The 18,266-nt window shown below is 66.6% G+C and carries 20 protein-coding genes, 1 tRNA gene and 1 pseudogene; 6 read left to right on the top strand and 16 right to left on the bottom strand.

The features are described 5' to 3' along the window. The first annotated feature begins 775 nt into the window (after nucleotides 1-775). On the top strand, nucleotides 776-1,402 hold the full coding sequence (locus AB0B91_RS45925; RefSeq protein ID WP_358334792.1) for a helix-turn-helix transcriptional regulator: 627 nt from the start codon (nucleotides 776-778) through the stop codon (nucleotides 1,400-1,402). 3 nt (nucleotides 1,403-1,405) lie between these two features. Next, the gene (locus AB0B91_RS45920; RefSeq protein WP_358334789.1) at nucleotides 1,406-2,692 is read left to right on the top strand and encodes a site-specific integrase; all 1,287 of its coding nucleotides are present in this window, start codon (nucleotides 1,406-1,408) and stop codon (nucleotides 2,690-2,692) included. Nucleotides 2,693-2,771: 79 nt separating this feature from the next. On the opposite strand, the gene AB0B91_RS45915 is transcribed toward AB0B91_RS45920, so the two are convergent. The 6 genes from AB0B91_RS45915 to AB0B91_RS45890 all read right to left on the bottom strand — a co-directional run bounded on the left by AB0B91_RS45915 (nucleotide 2,772) and on the right by AB0B91_RS45890 (nucleotide 8,134). Beyond that, nucleotides 2,772-2,844, bottom strand: a tRNA-Thr gene (locus AB0B91_RS45915). 21 nt (nucleotides 2,845-2,865) lie between these two features. Further along, a complete protein-coding gene (gene rlmB, locus AB0B91_RS45910) occupies nucleotides 2,866-3,825 on the bottom strand; it encodes a 23S rRNA (guanosine(2251)-2'-O)-methyltransferase RlmB (RefSeq protein ID WP_358334786.1) in 960 nt (319 codons plus the stop codon). Nucleotides 3,826-4,063: 238 nt separating this feature from the next. Next, on the bottom strand, nucleotides 4,064-5,269 hold the full coding sequence (locus AB0B91_RS45905; RefSeq protein WP_358334783.1) for an MFS transporter: 1,206 nt from the start codon (nucleotides 5,267-5,269) through the stop codon (nucleotides 4,064-4,066). Nucleotides 5,270-5,525: 256 nt separating this feature from the next. Then, complete coding sequence (locus tag AB0B91_RS45900) at nucleotides 5,526-6,206, bottom strand: winged helix-turn-helix transcriptional regulator (RefSeq protein ID WP_358334780.1); 681 nt, start codon at nucleotides 6,204-6,206, stop codon at nucleotides 5,526-5,528. A 9-nt stretch (nucleotides 6,207-6,215) separates the two neighbouring features. Beyond that, nucleotides 6,216-7,106 carry an alpha/beta hydrolase gene (locus AB0B91_RS45895; RefSeq protein WP_358335011.1) on the bottom strand — a complete coding sequence of 297 codons (891 nt, stop codon included), beginning with the start codon at nucleotides 7,104-7,106 and terminating at the stop codon, nucleotides 6,216-6,218. Between the two features lie 8 nt (nucleotides 7,107-7,114). Further along, a complete protein-coding gene (locus tag AB0B91_RS45890; protein ID WP_358334777.1) occupies nucleotides 7,115-8,134 on the bottom strand; it encodes an LLM class flavin-dependent oxidoreductase in 1,020 nt (339 codons plus the stop codon). A 102-nt stretch (nucleotides 8,135-8,236) separates the two neighbouring features. Between AB0B91_RS45890 and AB0B91_RS45885 the strand changes: the two are divergent. Then, nucleotides 8,237-8,653, top strand: a pseudogene (locus AB0B91_RS45885) (organic hydroperoxide resistance protein); the annotation flags it as partial. Between the two features lie 142 nt (nucleotides 8,654-8,795). Here the strand turns inward: AB0B91_RS45885 and AB0B91_RS45880 are convergent. Together AB0B91_RS45880 and AB0B91_RS45875 are read right to left on the bottom strand one after the other, a co-directional pair. Then, on the bottom strand, nucleotides 8,796-9,431 hold the full coding sequence (locus AB0B91_RS45880) for a helix-turn-helix domain-containing protein (protein WP_358334774.1): 636 nt from the start codon (nucleotides 9,429-9,431) through the stop codon (nucleotides 8,796-8,798). Between the two features lie 9 nt (nucleotides 9,432-9,440). Beyond that, entirely contained in the window at nucleotides 9,441-10,286 is an 846-nt protein-coding gene (locus AB0B91_RS45875) for an alpha/beta hydrolase (protein WP_358334771.1), read from the bottom strand. Between the two features lie 357 nt (nucleotides 10,287-10,643). Here AB0B91_RS45875 and AB0B91_RS45870 point away from each other — a divergent pair, with 357 nt between their 5' ends. After that, nucleotides 10,644-11,000 carry a hypothetical protein gene (locus tag AB0B91_RS45870; protein ID WP_358334768.1) on the top strand — a complete coding sequence of 119 codons (357 nt, stop codon included), beginning with the start codon at nucleotides 10,644-10,646 and terminating at the stop codon, nucleotides 10,998-11,000. 139 nt (nucleotides 11,001-11,139) lie between these two features. On the opposite strand, the gene AB0B91_RS45865 is transcribed toward AB0B91_RS45870, so the two are convergent. Next, a complete protein-coding gene (locus AB0B91_RS45865; protein WP_358334765.1) occupies nucleotides 11,140-11,352 on the bottom strand; it encodes a hypothetical protein in 213 nt (70 codons plus the stop codon). Here AB0B91_RS45865 and AB0B91_RS45860 point away from each other — a divergent pair. Next, complete coding sequence (locus tag AB0B91_RS45860; protein WP_358334762.1) at nucleotides 11,345-11,713, top strand: helix-turn-helix domain-containing protein; 369 nt, start codon at nucleotides 11,345-11,347, stop codon at nucleotides 11,711-11,713. The two genes, AB0B91_RS45865 and AB0B91_RS45860, sit on opposite strands and share 8 nt — an antisense overlap. 144 nt (nucleotides 11,714-11,857) lie before the next feature. Here AB0B91_RS45860 and AB0B91_RS45855 read toward each other — a convergent pair whose 3' ends face one another. From AB0B91_RS45855 to AB0B91_RS45845, 3 genes are all read right to left on the bottom strand, one after another. Continuing rightward, on the bottom strand, nucleotides 11,858-12,637 hold the full coding sequence (locus AB0B91_RS45855) for a phosphotransferase (protein ID WP_358334760.1): 780 nt from the start codon (nucleotides 12,635-12,637) through the stop codon (nucleotides 11,858-11,860). Between the two features lie 122 nt (nucleotides 12,638-12,759). Then, the gene (cysS, locus tag AB0B91_RS45850) at nucleotides 12,760-14,151 is read right to left on the bottom strand and encodes a cysteine--tRNA ligase (protein WP_358334757.1); all 1,392 of its coding nucleotides are present in this window, start codon (nucleotides 14,149-14,151) and stop codon (nucleotides 12,760-12,762) included. A 43-nt stretch (nucleotides 14,152-14,194) separates the two neighbouring features. Next, nucleotides 14,195-14,581: a PPOX class F420-dependent oxidoreductase gene (locus AB0B91_RS45845; protein ID WP_358334754.1), complete on the bottom strand. Its 387-nt coding sequence runs from the start codon at nucleotides 14,579-14,581 to the stop codon at nucleotides 14,195-14,197. A gap of 58 nt (nucleotides 14,582-14,639) precedes the next feature. On the opposite strand from AB0B91_RS45845, the gene AB0B91_RS45840 reads away from it, so the two are divergent. Further along, nucleotides 14,640-16,268: a DUF2637 domain-containing protein gene (locus AB0B91_RS45840; protein WP_358334751.1), complete on the top strand. Its 1,629-nt coding sequence runs from the start codon at nucleotides 14,640-14,642 to the stop codon at nucleotides 16,266-16,268. A 97-nt stretch (nucleotides 16,269-16,365) separates the two neighbouring features. On the opposite strand, the gene AB0B91_RS45835 is transcribed toward AB0B91_RS45840, so the two are convergent. The 4 genes from AB0B91_RS45835 to AB0B91_RS45820 form a co-directional block, all read right to left on the bottom strand. Beyond that, a complete protein-coding gene (locus AB0B91_RS45835) occupies nucleotides 16,366-16,641 on the bottom strand; it encodes a GlsB/YeaQ/YmgE family stress response membrane protein (protein WP_214642204.1) in 276 nt (91 codons plus the stop codon). Nucleotides 16,642-16,735: 94 nt separating this feature from the next. After that, on the bottom strand, nucleotides 16,736-17,023 hold the full coding sequence (locus AB0B91_RS45830; protein WP_358334749.1) for a GlsB/YeaQ/YmgE family stress response membrane protein: 288 nt from the start codon (nucleotides 17,021-17,023) through the stop codon (nucleotides 16,736-16,738). A gap of 209 nt (nucleotides 17,024-17,232) precedes the next feature. Beyond that, nucleotides 17,233-17,688, bottom strand: a complete 456-nt coding sequence (gene ispF / locus AB0B91_RS45825) for a 2-C-methyl-D-erythritol 2,4-cyclodiphosphate synthase (RefSeq protein WP_358334746.1) — start codon at nucleotides 17,686-17,688, stop codon at nucleotides 17,233-17,235. Between the two features lie 17 nt (nucleotides 17,689-17,705). Next, on the bottom strand, nucleotides 17,706-18,188 hold the full coding sequence (locus AB0B91_RS45820; protein WP_043624891.1) for a CarD family transcriptional regulator: 483 nt from the start codon (nucleotides 18,186-18,188) through the stop codon (nucleotides 17,706-17,708). Between the last annotated feature and the right edge of the window lie 78 nt (nucleotides 18,189-18,266).

Below are 18,266 nucleotides of genomic sequence, written 5' to 3'. Positions count from 1 at the left end.
GGGCAGCTTGGCCCATGGTGGTTACTCCTGGTCTTTGAGAGGTCGAGGAGGTTCAGCCGGGGTTAAGTTGTCGGCCCCCAGTCGGGCGCTGTGATCATGGAGGTCCAGTCCGTGATCGCGCCCGCTGGGGGCTAAATGCTTTCCGGACACCAGAGGTTTGCCGGAAGCTCTCTTGGCCCTCTGAGGTCCGCTGGAGAGCAGCGTACATGGTCGGGCCCCGACAGGCGACTTGGAACGCGGCCCTAGCGGCCAAACCTTCGCACCTTTGCTGGCGAGCACAGCGCGCCCAGCGCATGCGCAAGACACAATCCCCCAGGTAGCGAGGTGTGTTCTGTCTATGCTCACTGCCGTCTGGTGCGAAGTAAACGCGACTCCGAAGAACTTCCTGCGCCGCGCAATAGAGATCACGAGAGATTGTCAGAAATTAAAAACGCAACAAGACGTAAGGCGGGATCCCAGGTGGCGAGGCAGATCGAGGTGACCTCATGAGCGGTTCATCTTGAAACCAGGGGACGGATGCTGGCGAATACAGGTCCGTACAGATTTACCTCGACGAGACACAGACGCATTGGCACACGTTGGCACGCGTTGGCTTGCGTTGGCGTGCGCAGCGGTGCGTCCGTGCGCGTTCCCATGCGCATCCGGCCACTACATGTGACCATGTACATGCGCCTCGGTGTTGCAGACACGCATCAGCGAAGCTAGTCTCATCATGCGCAGACAAGTGCACATGGGCGAACGGATGTTCGCACTTCAACAGGTGCCAAGGGGCGGTATGACCAACGAACCTAATGCGTTCGCCGAGTGGGTTAGCGCCGTAGCCAAGAGCTTCGGTTACAAGACAGACGCCCAGCTCGCGGCGGCAATCGGGGTTCAGCAATCGACCGTCACGCGATGGCGGTCAGGCAACAGGCCCCAGGTCAAACACCTGGTCGAGTTGGCGCGTCTCTTCAGCATGAAGATCGACCCGTTGTTGGCGATGTCCGGGCATGTTCCGGCCGACCTCCTGAACGATGCGTCGCCGCCCGGACCGCCGATGACCGAGAGCGTGCGCCGAATCCGAGATGCCTCACTGAGTGACTTCCAGAAGGAAGCGCTATCGCTGTACTGGGAGCAGCGGCTCGACGAGGAGCGCCACAAGCTGTACACAGTGATCGCCTACCTCGAAGGAAGTGAAGACGCCCCCAAACACGACGTTGGCACCGAGTTGCTCCGCGTGATCGCTTTCGCGGGTCGCCAGGAGAGCCTCTTCCATCTGACGGACTTGATGGAGACGCTCGTGTCGGTCGAGGCGGCTCCTCGCAAGCGCCGCCGCCGCGGCTCGCGCCAGGATGAGCTCACGGTTAACACCGTCCCCCAACTGGTTCATGACGACCAGAAGGCCAGGTTGGAGTTGGAGTAGTTCATGCCCACAAGAAAGCCGCGGACAAGGGGTAACCGCGAGGCGCGCCCCTACCAACGCAAGAGCGACGGTAAGTGGTGCGTACCCATATACCTGCCGAACGGGAAGCGGAAGATCCTTTACGGCGACAGCCGCACCGAGGTCGTCGAGAAGAAGAAGCAGGCCGAGGCGGAGATTGAGGCCGGGCAGCCGATCACGGCCGGACGGACCGACCTGCTGTCTCACTACCTGCTCAAGGTGTGGCTAAAGACGACGCTGCCCCAGCGCGTCGAAGCTGGCCGACTCGCCGAGTCCACGTATGACAGCTACAGGGACACGGTGGTCAAGCACATCGTTCCTCACCTTGGTCACGTGCGGCTGGTCGATCTCTCGACCACGCATATCCGGGAGTGGCTGCGGGAGCTCGCGAAGAAGCCGAGCGGCCGTCAGCGCCATAAACTGCGCCCCGGCGAGACGGAGTTGCCGCCGGCCGCGAAGCTCTCCGCGCGCAGCGTCGCCATCGCCTACGCGGTGTTACGCAAGGCGCTGAACGACGCGGTGAAGGACGAGTCGGTCAAGAGAAACGTCTGTCTGCTGGTTGACGCGCCCGCCAACACGGTGAAGGAGATGGAGGCGCTCACGAAGGAGGAGGCGACCCGCCTCCTCGCCGAGGCCGCAGAAGATCGACTGTGGGCGTACTGGCTGGTGGTTCTGGCGCTGGGGCTGCGCCGCGGCGAAGGTCTGGGCATGCGCTGGTCATTGACCGATCTGGATGTCGGGACGACCCGGCTGGAGAAGACCATCCAGCGCCTGCGCGGCGAACTCGACGAGGAGACCGGCAAGCACAAGGGCCGGCTGGTAGAGAAGGCGCTGAAGACGGCCGCGTCGCAAGCCACCCTGGCGCTACCGCAGGTGGTGATCGAGGCGCTGACCGAGCATCACAAGGCTCAAGAGGCTGAGCGACTCACCGCACAAGTCTGGCTAGATTCGGACCTGGTGTTCTGCACTGGGCTGGGCACGCCGCTGGAGCCGCGCAACGTTAATCGAGACTGGGACGCCCTGGTCGACCGGGCCGGGATCGGCCGACGGGTGCGCATCCATGACCTGCGTCACGCCTGTGCGACGTTCTTGTTCAGCCAGGGCACGGACACGAAGAAGGTCCAGGGTGCCCTGAGGCACGCGTCTCACGGGACGACGGCCAACCTCTACATTCATTTGCTTGAAGAGGTGCGACGTGAGACGGCCGACACCATGAACGAGGTTCTGACGGACCTGGGCGCCTACCGTGAGAAGCGCAGGAGGGCCTCATGAGCGTCCGTTGCTACACGCGTTGCTACATCGAAGATCGAGAAAGCCCCTCCCGGAACCCGGAAGGGGCCTTCTACCTGCGAGCCGACGAGGGGAATCGAACCCCTGACCTTCTGTTTACAAGACAGATGCTCTGCCGATTGAGCTACGTCGGCGCGGCCTATCAGTGTAGACGGTCAACGGCGCCGATGACGAGCCACCTCGTACAACGCCACGCCGGCCGCCACCCCCGCGTTCAACGACTCCGCAGCCGCCCGCATAGGAATCCGTGCCACAACGTCACAGTGCTCCCGCACGAGCCGCGACAGCCCCTTGCCCTCGGACCCCACCACGATCACCAACGGCTCGCCCAGCAGGTCGACATCACCGATGTCCGCGCTGCCCTCGCCATCGAGCCCGATCACGAACAGTCCAGCGTCCCGATACTCCCGCAGCGCCGCCGTGAGGTTGGCCGCCCGCGCCACACGCAGGTTGGCCAGCGTACCCGCGGACGTCTTCCACGCCCCGCCCGTCACGCCGGCCGAGCGCCGCGACGGAATCAGCATGCCGTGCGCGCCGAAAGCAGTCGCCGAGCGCGCGATGGCGCCCAGATTGCGCGGATCGGTGACCCCGTCGAGCGCTATGACCAACGGCACTTCTGCCGCGTCCTGCGCCAATTCGACCAGTTCAGAAGGGTGCGCGTAGTCGTAAGCGGGGATCTGGAGCACGATCCCCTGGTGAACGGCGCCCTCAGTGAGCCGGTCAAGCTTTTCGCGGGTCGATTCGAGCAGCGCGATGCCCCGCTCCGTCGCGACCTTGATCGCGTCACGTACGCGGTCATCGCTCTCGATGCGCTGCGCGACATACAGCGCGTTGGCCGGCACCCCGGCGACCAGCGCCTCTAGCACCGGGTTGCGTCCGCCGATGTATTCGGGCGCGTCCTCGGAACGCCGCTGCCGAGCCGGGCCAGGCCGCTGCCCGCCTCGCTCTTCACGGGCGACCCGCTCGGAACGCGCCTTGTCCTTGAACCAGTGACGCATTTCAGCAGGCGGGGTGGAGCCCCTGCCCTCGAGCCCGCGGCGTCCCTGCCCACCGGTGCCCTTGGACGGGCCCTTCTTCTTCGCGGGCCTGCCCGATGCCCTACCGCCAGCTGCCATGGCATTAAGGGTACTCGGGCCATCACCCACCTCACGCCTCACTCAAGATCACGGTCCCGAGCAGGATACGGCCTACATGCACAGAACCACAGAACCGGCACCTGAACTTGATCGAGTGATATCGGGGCGTTCTACGGCCCGGCTCGGGTCCGGAGAGATTACGGACCGTGAAACGCAAGCTCAAGACACCGCAGCACCGGCCGCAGGTGATCGATGGCGGCCCAAACGGCACCGGGTGTCACATGGAGTGCTCAGTCTGCTGCGCGGGCGACCTCGCTTGGTGTGCGGCAACGACCATGACGATGACGGAGGTCAGGGCGATGCCCGCGCCGACGTACAGCGGCGCGGTATAGCCAAGGCCCGCGGTGATGGCCAGACCCCCGAGCCAGGCGCCAAGGGCGTTGCCGATATTGGACGCGGACACGTTGGCACTGGCGGCCAACGCCGCCCCATGCGCGAAGTCGGTGACGCGAATGATCATGCCGGGCACGCTGGCGAACCCGAACATCCCCATCAAAAACACCAATATCACCGACGCGGTGGCACTACTGGCCAGCAGACCGAACACGACCAGTGTGATGGTGAGTCCGATCAGGGCGAGGACCAGGGCGCGGTCACGGTCTCGGTCGGCCGCTCGCCCGCCGACCACGTTCCCGACGACCAGACCGACGCCGTACACCATCAACAACCAGGCGACATCCGCCGGGGAGAAGCCGCCGACCTCGGTGAACGTGTAGGCGATATAGCTGAACGCACCGAACATCCCGCCATAGCTGAGCGCGGTGGCCGTCAGGGTCAGCCAGACCTGCCAAGACCGGAACGCACGAAACTGCGCCCGCAAGCCGCTGGGCGGTATCGGTTCGGAACGGCCCGTCACTGTCGGCGGCCGTGTCTCTCCCGCCCAGCCGGGGACAAGAGCGGCGATTCCCGCCAGGGCGAGCACGCCGATCCCGGTGACTGCCCAGAAGGCCGCCCTCCAGCCCCAGCGTTCACCGACCAGCGCGCCGAACGGGACGCCCAGCACGTTCGCAACCGTCAGCCCGGCGAACATCACCGCCACAGCACGAGCCTTCTTCTCCGGCGCGACCAGACTGCGGGCGACCAGCGAGCCAATACCGAAGAACGAACCATGGCACAACGCCGCGACGATCCGCCCAAGCAGCATCACCGGATAGTTCTGCGCGATCGCGGACAACAGATTGCCGATGACGAACAACGCCACCAAGCCGACCAAGATCCCCTTTCGGGGCAGTCGCGCCGTCGCCGCGGTCAGCGCGATCGCACCGATCGCGACACTCAACGCATACCCGGAGATCAGCCAGCCCGCTGCCGCCTCGGACACCGCGAAACTCGACGCCACCTGCGGCAGCAGCCCGGCGATCAAGAACTCGGTCAGACCGATGCCGAACCCGCCGAGTGCCAGCGCGATCAGTCCAACCGGCATCCGTCGCTCTCCGGTCGCCCGCGCCCGACAAGTCACGGGGTACGGCGTACGGATTGCCCGGATCCCGAAACGCCCGCATGCGGCCCGATCACGGACCGCGCGGCGCCGAGGCCCCACTATGCCACCATGGGGCGCGAAGAGTTCGTATAGGTGTCCGTCGCCTGAAATACACGGATTCACGAAGTACGCGGAGCAGCCACATCACAGGCCCCGAGTCACAGGTAGCGAACCACCCGGCTAATCCCTGAGCCCCCAGTTACGAATGCCCACCCGTCCGAGCCTCCGGCTGAGGGAACCGGAACAGCCCGTGCAACCTCCCCAAAGCCGGAAGATCACCAAATGCCCGAGCAGCTCCACTCTTGATCGCATCACCAAGCGTCGTCTTCCCCTCCCCCATCTCCACCAGAACATCGTCATCCATCTCAATAACCGCATCCGGCCGCTGAGCGGGTCCGTGTACGGTCTCGATCGTCCCGTCGTCGATCCGAGCGTGAAAAACCTCATCAGAGACCCGGAACTCATACACCGTCCGCATCCCCACGGCCGCCTCCGGATCAAAGCCGACCCGCAACGCCAGCACCGCCCACCCTGGCTGGAACGCCTCCCCTTCGCGACGCTCCCCCATCGCCCACTTCATGCCCCACCGCGCCAGAGCCAGCACGGCAGGTTCCAGCTCCTGACCGGCTTCGGTCAGGGCGTAAGCAGGTGTACGCGCCGGCGCAGGCAGCACGATCTTGCGCACCAGCCCCTCGCGCTCAAGATGCTTCATCCGCGCCGCCAGCAGCCCGGTGCCCAGTCCGCGAAGACTGTGCTGCAGATCCCCGAACCGCTTCGGCCCGGTCAGCAGCTCGCGCACGAGCAGCAGCGTCCACCGCTCGCCGACGAGGTCCAGGGTCCGGGCAGTGGCACAGAACTGGTTGTACGTTCGCTGATCCACTTCAACATTCTAAGCTTCGAGCTTCCTGTTTCTGAATCTCGCACTCATAAGTACGTCAGCGACAGCACCCGGATCAGTGAGCATCACATCATGCGGCCCGTCCAGAGCGACGGTCCGATACCCGACCGCCTCGGCGAACCTGTCGAAGGCAAAAGTCTGCGGCCTGCAGTAGATCGCCGTCCCAGGGATCTGATCGACGGCCCCAGTCAGGCGCGTACCTTCGGTGAAGGTACGTAGCGGCTGCGGACGCAACCGTTCCTGAAGCCACTGGGTGTCGTCCGAATCGGTGATGCCGAAGAGCGCCGGCGCGGGAGCAGGCACCTGCCAGCCATCAGACGAACTCCCAGCAGAGGTACGAGCCGAGGCCCCCTGACCGGTGAGCTCCGCCGAATCCTGGACGAACTTCACGAATCCTTCAGGAGCCAGGCTGAACAGGCTGTCCCCATCCGCCCCGGCCCAGCCCTCCACCATGATCACATGGTCAACGCGTTCAGGACGAAGGTCGGCTGCCTGCCGCACCACCAACCCCGCGTAACTGTGCCCAACCAGCACGACACCACCGCCGGCATGCGCATCAGCCACGTACCGGTTCTCGCGAATGTCAGCGTCGTAGCGGGCACCGCGGAAGTCAGCGTCGTAGCGGGCACCGCGGAAGTCAGCGTCGTGGTGAGCCTCGCGGACGCCGACGTCGCGACGCGTCTCAGGATCGGTGTCCGTGCCTGGACCGGTGCCGGTGCCGGCAGCGTCGAGGGCGGCGACGACCTGTGCCACATGGTCGTGCAACCCCACGTCCCGACCGTACGCGAGGTCAGGAACGATCGTTCGCGCTCCAGCGCCTTCGAGCAACGGAACGACGCGATCCCAAGCCCAAGGACCATGCCAAGCGCCGGCAACCAGCACAAAGGTGGTCAAGAACCGACCCCCACGTGAAGCCGCGGCAGCACCCGCTCGGCGAACTCCTCCAAGGCCCCGCGATAGTCATCGACCGCGAACCGGATCACCACATGCCGCACCCCAGCCAACGCATACGAGTTCAACCAATCGACCGCATCATCCGCAGTGCCCGCGAACGTGGCCTGAATGGACTCGATGAACTCGAGCGGCGCGTTGTAGTACCGCTCAATGCTGGTCCGCAGCCGACCTCGCGCCCGCTCAGGGTCCTCGTCGAGACAGACCGTCGCGTACAACGCTGGTGTGACCACACCCGAAGCAGACTCAATCAAGGGCCCCGCCTCGCTCGACGCAGGACCGCGGAGGCGGGCCATCTCCTGGACCACGCCCCATTCATCCGCGTACATCTGGCTTGTCGGCGGATAGGGCAGCCACCCGTCGGCCAGTCGTCCCACGCGCCGCAGCGCAGCCGCACCGCTTCCCGCCAGCCAGATCGGTGGCCCTCCTGCCTGTGCGGGCTTGGGTTCCAGCGTCACGTCTTGGAAGGCGAAATGCGCCCCCTGGTGCGACACCGTCGCACCTGCCCACAATTGCCGCATCACGTCGATCGACTCTTCGGTACGGCTGACACGGCGCTTGAAGTCGATGCCGAGCGCTTCGCACTGAGCCTCGGTGTTCGGGTGCGGGAATCCGGCGCCCATCCCGGCGATGAGGCGCCCGTCGGAGATCCGGTCCAGCGTGGCGAGCTGGTGAGCCAGCAGGATCGGATGGCGTAAGGCGGGCAGGAGCACGGCCGTGCCGAGGGCCACCCGTTCCGTCACGGCGGCCACCGCGGACAGGAGCATCAGCGGATCCGCCCGGTGACGGGTCACGGGGCTGTCACCAGCCCAAACCGAGTCGAAGCCGAGATCCTCGGCCAGTCGCGCCTGCTCGATCAGCGCGGACGGCTCCCGATCGCCCAGAACGATCCAGTCACGTGTCGGCAGCAGAAAGCCGACCTTCAGAGCCGCCATGGTTCCTCCCAGTGAAGTGATCACAGCCGGATCCTAGACTATTGACTTCCTGTTTTTGAAGTCTATGATTCACTTTCGAGAAACCAATGAGGAGGGCTCTGAAGTACGAAACCGCTCTATACCGCGCAGGCTCAGGTGACCGGCGGCCGGGCACACGGGCATGGGCGTTCCAGCGACGGGATGCTGGACGTGGACCTGCGCCAGCCGAAGGAGCTGGGTGGAGATGGCGACGGGACCAATCCGGAGCAACTGTTCGCGGTCGGCTATGCCGCCTGCTTCTCGGCCGTCCTGACGATGCTCGGGCAACGACAGGGGCTGAAGGCTGGGGACGCGGCTGTGGACGCCAAGGTCATGCTGATCCCGAACGCTGACGGCACGTTCAAGCTCGGAGTCGAGCTGGACATCACGCTGCCCTCGATCGAGGACCCGGAGCAGGCCGCCGGTCTGGTGCACACCGCGCATCAGGTGTGCCCGTACTCCAACGCCACACGCGGCAACATCGACGTCGCCCTGTCAGTGAATGGCTCAGCACTTCAAGGATGAGAACGAGGCGCCCTGTGCCACCGAAGATCGCCGGCGAATCTTGATGACAACGCTGTTGCGTTTGGCTCTGCGGCTGCTGGTCAAGGGAGCTTGAAGGGGTGGCAGTAAGAATAACGTCATGACCCCCAAACCGCGTTGATCTTCATTCGTGATCTGTGTCGTTGATGTTGAGTCGCGGGGTGGCGAGGGCGATGAGGGCGTCGGCGAGTAGGTGCGTCTGGTGCTCGCAGGCTGCCTGGTCACGGGTTTCGGCGAGTTCCAGGACGAGGCCGTCCATGCGGTGGATGAGGAAGCGGGCCAGGTCGGAGACGGGGACGGCGGGGTGCAGGTTGTCGGTCCGGGCGGCGGTGGCGAAGGCGTCCTCGAGGAGGTCCCCGCCGAAGGGGGCGTTCACCGCGGCCCAAGCGTCGCCGCTTGGCGCCACGGTCTGCCGGTTTCGGATCACCCACAGGGTCAGCTCCAGGAGTGCCAGGTGTAGGCCGGGGGCGTCGCGGATCCACTGCCAGTAGGCGGCGACGGCGGCCCGGACGGTCGCCTCGAATCCGGAGTCGGGTGACAGACGGGCGAAGGCGGCGTGCATGGTGGAGCGGGCTCGGGTCAGGATGAGAAGGGTCAGCTCGTCCTTGTCGCGGAAGCAGTAGTGGATGGTCCCTCGCGGCGTGCCGGCCCGTTCGGCGATGCGGCGGGTGGTGGCGCGGGCGAGTCCCTCCTCCGCGATCACCTCGATGGCGGCGTCGATGATGGCGCGTCGCCGTTCGCCGACCGGCAGGTAGGTCATGGCGCCGGGTCAGCCGGTGATGAAGGAGCGCAGCAGGGAGAAGAACCGCTCGCCTTCGGTGTCGGGGATGAAGTGGCCGGAGCGTTCGAACACCTCCAGGCGTGCCCCGGGCAGGCCGTCCACGATCTCCCGCGCCGTGGACGGCGGCGTGATGGGGTCGCGGGTACCGGCCATGACGAGCGCCGGGCATCGAATGGAGGCCAGGCGCGCGGTCAGGTCGAACCGGGCGGTGGACATGAAGCCCATGGTGAGCCCGGGGTTCGGGATGATGCGGGTCATGGCCTGTATGTCGGATTCGGCGGGGAAGTTCGGGTCGGGACTGTAGGCGGGGGCGCAGAGTTGCCCGAAGGCGGCGAAGGTCTCCGGGGTTCCCTCGGTGAGGAACATCTTGGCGGCCGTGGCAGCCTCCTCGCCGGCCTCGGCGCGGAAGCCTTCGACGATCCGGTCCAGGTCCCAGCGGGCGACGGTGCTCTGCAGGATCAGCTTGGCCGGGTGGTCGGGGTGGCGAGAGGCGTAGCTCATGGCCACGGCTCCGCCCCAGGACCAGCCCAGGACGATCGGCTTGACGATGCCGAGCGTGTCGCACAGGGCGCGCACGTCGTCGCCCCACTGGTCGAGGTTCCAGGTGGCCGGGTCGGAGCTCTGGCTGCGGCCGTTGCCGCGCTGGTCGACGTAGACGATCTGGACCAGGTCGGCGAGTTGACCGTAGGCGGGCTTGAAGATCGAGTGATCGTGCCCGGGGCCGCCGTGCAGCAGCAGGAGGGTCGGCTTCTCTCGCATCGTGTAGCCGTCGGGCTCCAGGGCGGCGCCTTCGACGTCCACGTACAGCGACGTGCCGTTAACCTGAACACGCATGGGGTCCTCCAGTCGATTTGGGCGCTTGGCCAAGTTCCTTGATCAGAATGGCCGCGCCCGGCTGAGGAAGCCATGAAGGCCGCCCCCGGACGGTGGTAGAGACAGCCTCACCACCGTCCGGGGGTGGTCAGGGGTGCCGGAGCGGGAGACGAGGCCCCAGAGGGTAGAACCCAGCAAGATCACGAAGGCGAGTCGAGTGGTTCCGCGCTTTTCAGCGATGAGATCGCGTTCCTCATCCAGGATGGTCCAGTTCGGCTATCCGTTGGTGCGGCTACTGGTCGTGGTCGAGTGCGGCACCCGGGGCCGTGCTGGCTGCTGCCTTGGTCCCGAAAGCGAGGGCGAACCGGTCTACGCCAGGTGGTATATCAGGCCCTGATCCGCACCGCCGCCGACGTCGCGGCCAGCAGGCCGGGACTGGACATGGACCGGATCAGCTTCACGATCCTGCTGGAGACCGCGGGCGACCTGGTCGCCACCGCCAGCGCCGTCTGGCCCGCCGAGCACGTCACCCTCATCGACCCAAGCGGCCGTGCGGTGCTGCGCGGCCTGCTGCCCGCCTGGCGTCGCCCTCGCGTCAGGGCCCGCAGCCGGAAGAACCCGACCAGCAAGTACGGCCCGAACGCCGGCCAGCACCCTGCCACCACGCAGACCTACGCCTTCCATGCCCAGGTCACCGTCATGGAAGACGGACTTGCACCTCGCCCACGACGCTAAACGCAACGGCGTTGATCTTGGTGATCAGCAGGTTCGTGCCGGCGAAGATCGAATGGTCGGTGGCAGCCTATGCCCAGGAGTCCTTCATCAAGCTCTTCGATTCGCCAGGGCCAGGGGCAAGGCTGACGTACTGGGAGTCTCAGGGTTCGATTTCGAGCCGCTCGATCTGGTCGCCGCAGAGGCTGAAGCGGTAGTGCAGGTCGACGACACCGCCGGGGAAGTCGCCTTCGAGGTGCTGGGTCGCGATGAAGTGAGTGTCGTCTGTCTGCTGAGCGCCGGTGAGGCGGACGGTGTATGTGTACTCGCCAGCCGAGCGGTTCAGCCACTCCTTGATCTCCTCCAGCATGCTCACGACCCGTCTCAAGACTCTGGTCGCGGACGGACTCCTGGAGCGCCGCCCATACCAGACCAACCCCGTACGCCACGAGTACGTCCTCACCGAACTCGGCCGCTCCCTGCGCCCGGTCATCCTTGCTCTGGCGGCGTGGGGCAACTCCCGCCTCGCTCCCGATGCACGCAGCATGATCCTCGTCGACACCAGGACCGGTGAAGAGGTCGAACCGGTCGTCGTCGACGCAAAGACCGGTCACCGCCTCGACGACAGCAGCGCCTACGTCTTCACCGCGGGCCCCGCCGCCAGCGACGCCATGCGCTCCCGCTACCTCTCGGCAGCCGAAAGCCCTTCCGGCGGCCCCGCGCTCGGATCCCCATGAGCTGTGAACACAGAGAGCCGAAGACGCTCATAGCGATTTGTACCCGAAAATCGGCGGCCTTGATCCAGTGCTGGAAGCGGCGCCGGTCGTGAAGAAGCCCACTGACCGTCGCCTGGCGAAGACCAGGGCGCACCGCATGAAGTTCTACAGCAAGGCCAACATCCGGCTCGCCTGATCGATCTGGGTCTCCCCGCGAGTCCGCAGCAGCCAGAACAGGGCGAGAAGGCGACGGCACTCGATGAGTCTGTCGGCTTCGTCAGCGGTCATCTCCAAGCGCTCCAGCACGGCGGTCATGCCGGCGGGGTCGTTGCGCCAGACCGATATGTGCTCGATGACCTCGGCCACTTCGAATGCGCGGTCGCTGCGGCCGGAGTACTCGAAATCGACAACGCGGATGTCCGTTCCATCCCACAAGTAGTTGGCCAGGTTCCCGTCACCGGTGCCGAACACCGGAGTGCCCGGCCGCGCCAGCAGTTCCTCCAACCTCGGCTGTGCCACCCAGTTCGCAGCCTGGCGAAGCGCGTCCGTGACCGCGGAGCCTCCGTCAGAAGACGCCGTCGCGGACCACGTTCGTACCTGCTGGAGGAGCTCGACCGGATGGCCGGCACGCGCGGGGACCCGCTCCAGCACGGGCTGAGGGACCGCCTGCTGGACTCTGGTGACGGCCTCGGCCAGTGCGTTGGCCAAGTGCCCACGGATCGGTTCCTGCACGGCGGCGCCGCCAAGTCGAGACATCACCACCGTCGGCGGATCAGCAGCCAAATCGGCGGTCACCGGGGCGGGCGCCAGCCCGGGCGCGTACTGGTTGAGCAACTCCAGGGCGCGCCATTCCCGCTCGGGCTGGCCATGGTCCGTCGATCGGTATCGCTTGACCACCACATCGGACCGCACTTCGATCGAGTGAGTGCTCGCCCGGCCGCCCATACACCCTGCCGATCTTGTCGAGGGCTGCAGAGAGGGCTAGCCCCCTTTTCCGCACGCCACGAACCCTGATCTGCGCCGATTACGCGCCAGATCGGCAATCGCGGTGTACGGGAAAAACAGGGCTAGCGGGACAGCTCCCAACGAGCTCCATGCGGCGTGTCCTCCACTGTGACCCCAGCCGCCGCCAGCTGGTCCCTGATCGCGTCGGCCGCCGCGTAGTCCTTGCGTGCCCGAGCCGCCTTACGCTGCTCGAGTGCCACGGCCACCAGCGCGTCGACCACCGGCTTGAGGTCGGACTTCGCGGAGCGCCACTGCGGTGAACGCGGATCGAGGCCCAGCACGTCGAGCATGTTCTGGGTCTCGGCCAGCAGGCGGGCCACCGCTTCCTTGTCGCCTCTGGACAGTGCCACGTTGCCCTCGCGCACCACCTCGTGCACGACCGCGAGCGCCTGCGGGGTGCCCAGGTCGTCGTCGAGCGCGTCGGTGAACGCCTGCGGCAGCGGAGCGTCGGCGTCGACGTCGTGGATCACTTCGGCGGCTCGGGTCACGAAGCCCTCGATGCGCTGGTAGGCGGCCGCGGCCTCCCGCAGCGCCTCCTCCGAGTAGTCGATCGACGAACGGTAGTGCGGTGCCGCGAGGTAGTAGCGCAGCTCCACCGGGCGCACCTTCTGCACCATCTCCGGGATCAGCAGCGAGTTGCCGAGCGACTTGCTCATCTTCTCGGCGCCGATCTTGACCAGGCCGTTGTGCATCCAGTAGCGGGCGAAGCCGTCGCCGGCCGCCTGGGACTGGGCGAGCTCGTTTTCGTGGTGCGGGAAGATCAGGTCGAGGCCGCCGCCGTGGATGTCGAACGTCGACTCAAGATATTTGGTCGCCATGGCCGAGCACTCCAGGTGCCAGCCGGGACGGCCGAGGCCCCAGGGGGTCGGCCAGGTCGGCTCGCCGGGCTTGGCGCCCTTCCAGAGGGCGAAGTCGCGCGGGTCGCGCTTGCACGACTCGTCGTCGGTGTCGGCCGCCGGTCGCATGTTGGCCAGCTTCTGGTTGGACAGCGTGCCGTAGCGGTCCTCGTAGGAGACGACGTCGAAGTAGACGTCGCCGCCCGACGCGTAGGCGTGGCCGCGGTCGATGAGCCGCTGCATCAGGACGATCATCTCGGGCACGTGACCGGTCGCGCGGGGCTCGACGGTCGGGGGCAGGCAGCCGAGAGTGTCGTACGCCCAGGTGAAGGCGCGCTGGTTGCGCTCGGCGACCGTGAACCAGGGGACGCCATCCTCGGCGGCCACCCGGATGATCTTGTCGTCGATGTCGGTGACGTTGCGGCAGAACGTCACCTCATATCCGGAACGCAGCAGCCAGCGGCGCAACACGTCGAAGTTGACCCCCGAGCGGATGTGCCCCACGTGCGGGGGAGCCTGCACGGTCGCCCCACACAGGTAGATCGACGCCCGGCCGGCTTGGACCGGAACGAATTCGCGAGTGGCGCGTGCGCTGGTGTCGTAGATGTGCAGGCTCACGAAAGAAAGGCTAACGCCTATGCCAGCATCGCAGGCCCTTTAATCACTCACGCATGGTGACCTTCTCTGGCCTTATCCGGACAATTAGTCGCTCAACTCCTGGCTTGTCCTCCCAGGGCTTACCCGTGTACTTGCGTGAGAGCTCCTGGATGAGGTCGCCCGCGGGGTCGTCCTCCATGGTCACGTGACCACGCACCTCGGCGTAGCGGTAGGGGTTCGCCGGGTCGATGATGAGCAGGCTGGCCCGGGGGTCGCGCTCGAAGTTGCGCGGCTTGCGCCGGCCCTTGGCGGTGGAGAAAAGCACGTCGTCTCCGTCCGTACGCACCCATACGACCGTCGACTGCGGCCCGCCGTCGGGATTGAGGCTGGTCACCGTCGCGTAGTTGGGCCCGTCGAACAGCTCGCGCACGCCCTCTGAGAGCTCGGCCATGTATCTCCCTTGATCGGTCCTGACCCCCATTCTTCTGTAGGCTCGAACCGCCATGGACGTGACTCCCCCTTCTACGCTCCGACGCCTGGGCATCGCCCTCGCCGGTCTCGCGGTGGCCGGCCTCACGGCGGTCGCCTGCGTGCTCTCCTTCGACGACCTGCGGGCACTGGCCATCCGCGGTGAGTCCCGACCCGACCTCGCCTTCCTCTATCCGGCCGGCTTCGACGCGCTCCTGGTCGTCGCGCTGATCGGCGTCCTCCTGCTGCGCTCGGCCCACCTGCTGGTACGCGCCCAGGCCGCGGTCGTGCTGGTCCTGCTCATCGTGGCCGCCGCCGCGTCGAACGTCGCGCCGGCGCTCCAGGTCCAGCTCGACGTACAACCTCTCGCGGTGGGGGTGGCGGTCGCCCCGTGGGTCATGCTGGCGCTCGCCCTCTGGCTGTGGTTGCTGCTCATCAAGCACGTTCAGGGCCGCAGGACGTCCGTGGACGACGATGACGACGGTACGGCGGAGCCGGACATCGTGCCCTTCCACCGGGGCCGCCCCGGCGACACGCCGCCGCCGCTCACCCAACCGCTCCACCCCGTGCTGGAGACCACACCGGTCGTCGGCCCCACGGCCGCTCCGGAAACCCCGCCCATCTCCGCCCAGGTGGCCCGCTGGCCCGCCACCCCGGACCAGGAGCCGGAGTTCGAGGAGCGTCGCGAGCGTGCGGCCCTGACGGAGCCGGTAGCGCCGCCACGACCACGCCCGCAGTCCGACGACCTGCCGCCGGAGCCGGATCCCCGCCCCCAGGCCCGCAGAGAGGACGACGCCCAGCGAGCGAGTACGGCCTCGCGAGCCACCGCGCCGTGGCAAGGGCCGGAGCCGAGCGGACGTAATGAGCCGAGCGGACGGACCGAGCCGAGCGGACGTAATGAGCCGAGCGGACGGACCGAGCCAAGCGGACAGACCGAGCCAAGCGGACAGACTGAGCCAAGCGGACAGACTGAGCCGGGCGAACGGACCGAGCCGAGCGCGCGGACCGAGCCAGGTGAACGCACGGAGCCGGGCGGGCGCATAGGGTCGCAAGCCGGCGACGCCCCTGCGCGGGCGCCGAAACTCCGCCGTGGCCTCCGTAAGCGCGCTCAGGAACCCACCTTCGAGGAACCCCGGCCGGCCCCGGAGCCCCGCCCCAGCCGAGAGCCCGAGCCAGCTCCGGAGACAGACCACCGCGTGGCAGGCCACAGCGCGGCGGGGCACAGCGAGGCAGGGCACAGCGAGGCAGGGCCCGAGACAGGCGGAGAATCCCGGCCCGACACATCCCGCGAACCACAGCTACAACCACAGCCGGAAGCAGAGCCGGAGCCCGAGCTGAAGCGCCCCGTGCGCTGGGGTGACCGGATCAAGCCGACCGACGTCCTGGTCCACCCCCGGACCCCCACCGTCTCCGACCGGGACACCGACACCCAACCGGTCCGCATCTACAGCGACATCCCGGACACATCCGCCCGCACCAGCCAAAAACCAGCCAGCCCCGACCCCGACCACGGCCCGGAAGCCGCCGACCCCGCCGAGTCCGCCACCGCCCGCTCCCGCCCGATGGAAGACCGGGACCTGGAGGACACCGCCCCGCAGCCGGTCATAGAAGACGACGCCCCAGCCCCCTCAGGCAGGCTCCGCAGCACCCCCCTCCCCCCGGAGGAATGAGCAGAAGACCCGCCCGGTGTGAGCACCGGGCGGGTCTTCGCGTACCGTCCCGCGCCGAAGGGGATTCGGCACAGTCGCGGAACCGTCTAGCCATCGTCTACACGTTCGTACCACTGCCCCGCCGCAGCCCAGCCACGAGCCCGACACCGACAATGGCGAGAACGACCTGCATGACCAGTTCGATCCAGTCGATGCCATTGGTGGTGGCGACGCCGAGGACCTGGGCGATGAGGGTGCCCACCAGGGCGGCGACGATACCGACGACGATGGTGAGGATCCACCCGATGGCCTGTCTGCCGGGAAGCAGCAGACGACCGAGGGCGCCGATCACGGCGCCGATCACGATGGCGCCAAGGATGGACTGGATTGTCATGACCAAACCTCCCAGTGAGAGTGAGCCGTTCACTCTCGGGAGAGATCAGTACCCGAGCATCGGCGAATATGCGTTGCCGACTCGAAAGGGCAGGTCAGATCGGGGTTCCTCCGGTGCGGCCGCTCCTCCCGGTGGTCATCTTGGTGACGATCAGGACTCCGACGATGGCCAGGGCGAGCTGGAGTATGTGTTCGATCCAGTCGATGCCCCTGGTGTCGGCCCAGCCGAATGCCTGGGCGATGAGCGTGCCGAGCAGAGCCGCCACGATGCCGACGATCAACGTCAGGCCGATGGACATGTTCTGCTTGCCGGGCACTATCAGCCGGGCCAGCGCTCCGACAATGGCGCCGATGACGACCGCGGAAACAATCGCGCCGATCATGTGTTGCTCCCCCCGAAGACGTTCCACATGTCTTAGGAGGACTTACCCGACATATCGGGAAGCTACCCATGGGAAGGCGGCGATCCGTACCGCGCCAGTAACGGACCGCCGCCCCGTTCGACTCGGCGGGCCGGAGGCAGCACCCGCCGGGATACCCTCAACGCATCCCACAGAAAGACGCGGCAGTGCGGCTGTAGGTTGACCAAGCGCTAGAGAACAACAAGCGCGGTCGCGATGGCCGCCACCCCTTCGCCGCGCCCGGTCAGCCCGAGCCCGTCCGTGGTGGTCGCGCTGACGCTCACTGGCGCCCCCAGAGCGGCGCTGAGCGCCTTCTCGGCCTCCGTACGGCGAGGAGCCAGCTTGGGCCGGTTACCGATGACCTGGAGGGCCACATTGCCGATCTCGAAGCCCGCCGAACGCACCTGGCGCGCGGCCTCCGCCAGCAGGGTGACGCCCGAGGCGCCCGCCCAGCGTGGATCGTCGGTCCCGAACAGACCGCCGAGATCACCGAGCCCGGCGGCGGACAGCAGGGCGTCGCAGGCCGCGTGCGCGGCGGCATCGCCGTCGGAGTGACCCGCGAGTCCGGTCTCGCCCGGCCAGTACAGGCCGGCGAGATGCAACTCCCGCCCTGAAACGAACGGGTGGACGTCGACTCCGACGCCCACCCGTGGAAGTTTCGTGTTCAGGAGTTGAGGACCTCGTCGAGCAGGGCTTCCGCCTTGTCCTCATTGGTCTTCTCGGCGAGGGCCAGCTCACTCACCAGGATCTGACGGGCCTTGGCGAGCATGCGCTTCTCACCGGCGGACAGGCCGCGCTCGCGGTCCCTCCGCCAAAGATCCCGGACCACCTCGGCGACCTTGTTGACATCGCCGGACGCGAGCTTCTCGAGATTGGCCTTATAGCGCCGGGACCAGTTGGTCGGCTCCTCGGTGTGCGGCATCCGAAGAACATCGAAAACCCGCTCAAGGCCTTCCTGGCCGACAACATCGCGCACGCCGACTAGTTCCGCGTTTTCAGCTGGCACCTGGACGGTAAGGTCGCCCTTGTCGACCTTGAGCACCAGGTAGGTCTTTTCCTCACCCTTGATGGATCGCTTCGTGATTGCTTCGATCCGAGCAGCCCCATGGTGGGGGTAGACGACAGTGTCGCCGACCTGGAAAGTCATGTGACAAGTACCCCTTCCGCTGTACTCCAGAGTACCACGCATCCACAGGCTCCCGGAACAGTGAAATCATCATAACTG

Origin of the sequence: Nonomuraea sp. NPDC049141 (genome assembly GCF_040648415.1) — a bacterium.
Taxonomy (GTDB): Bacteria; Actinomycetota; Actinomycetes; order Streptosporangiales; family Streptosporangiaceae; genus Nonomuraea.
Note: the sequence above shows the minus strand (reverse complement) of the source record. Positions and strands in the feature narration are given on the sequence as shown.

Coding starts and splice junctions, on each gene's coding strand:
- AB0B91_RS45925 (WP_358334792.1), top strand. CDS start 776: ATGACCAACGAACCTAATGCGTTCGCCGAGTGGGTTAGCGCCGTAGCC.
- AB0B91_RS45920 (WP_358334789.1), top strand. CDS start 1,406: ATGCCCACAAGAAAGCCGCGGACAAGGGGTAACCGCGAGGCGCGCCCC.
- rlmB (WP_358334786.1), bottom strand. CDS start 3,825: ATGGCAGCTGGCGGTAGGGCATCGGGCAGGCCCGCGAAGAAGAAGGGC.
- AB0B91_RS45905 (WP_358334783.1), bottom strand. CDS start 5,269: ATGCCGGTTGGACTGATCGCGCTGGCACTCGGCGGGTTCGGCATCGGT.
- AB0B91_RS45880 (WP_358334774.1), bottom strand. CDS start 9,431: ATGACCTACCTGCCGGTCGGCGAACGGCGACGCGCCATCATCGACGCC.
- AB0B91_RS45875 (WP_358334771.1), bottom strand. CDS start 10,286: ATGCGTGTTCAGGTTAACGGCACGTCGCTGTACGTGGACGTCGAAGGC.
- AB0B91_RS45860 (WP_358334762.1), top strand. CDS start 11,345: ATGCTCACGACCCGTCTCAAGACTCTGGTCGCGGACGGACTCCTGGAG.
- AB0B91_RS45855 (WP_358334760.1), bottom strand. CDS start 12,637: ATGGGCGGCCGGGCGAGCACTCACTCGATCGAAGTGCGGTCCGATGTG.
- AB0B91_RS45845 (WP_358334754.1), bottom strand. CDS start 14,581: ATGGCCGAGCTCTCAGAGGGCGTGCGCGAGCTGTTCGACGGGCCCAAC.
- AB0B91_RS45835 (WP_214642204.1), bottom strand. CDS start 16,641: ATGACAATCCAGTCCATCCTTGGCGCCATCGTGATCGGCGCCGTGATC.
- AB0B91_RS45830 (WP_358334749.1), bottom strand. CDS start 17,023: ATGATCGGCGCGATTGTTTCCGCGGTCGTCATCGGCGCCATTGTCGGA.
- AB0B91_RS45820 (WP_043624891.1), bottom strand. CDS start 18,188: ATGACTTTCCAGGTCGGCGACACTGTCGTCTACCCCCACCATGGGGCT.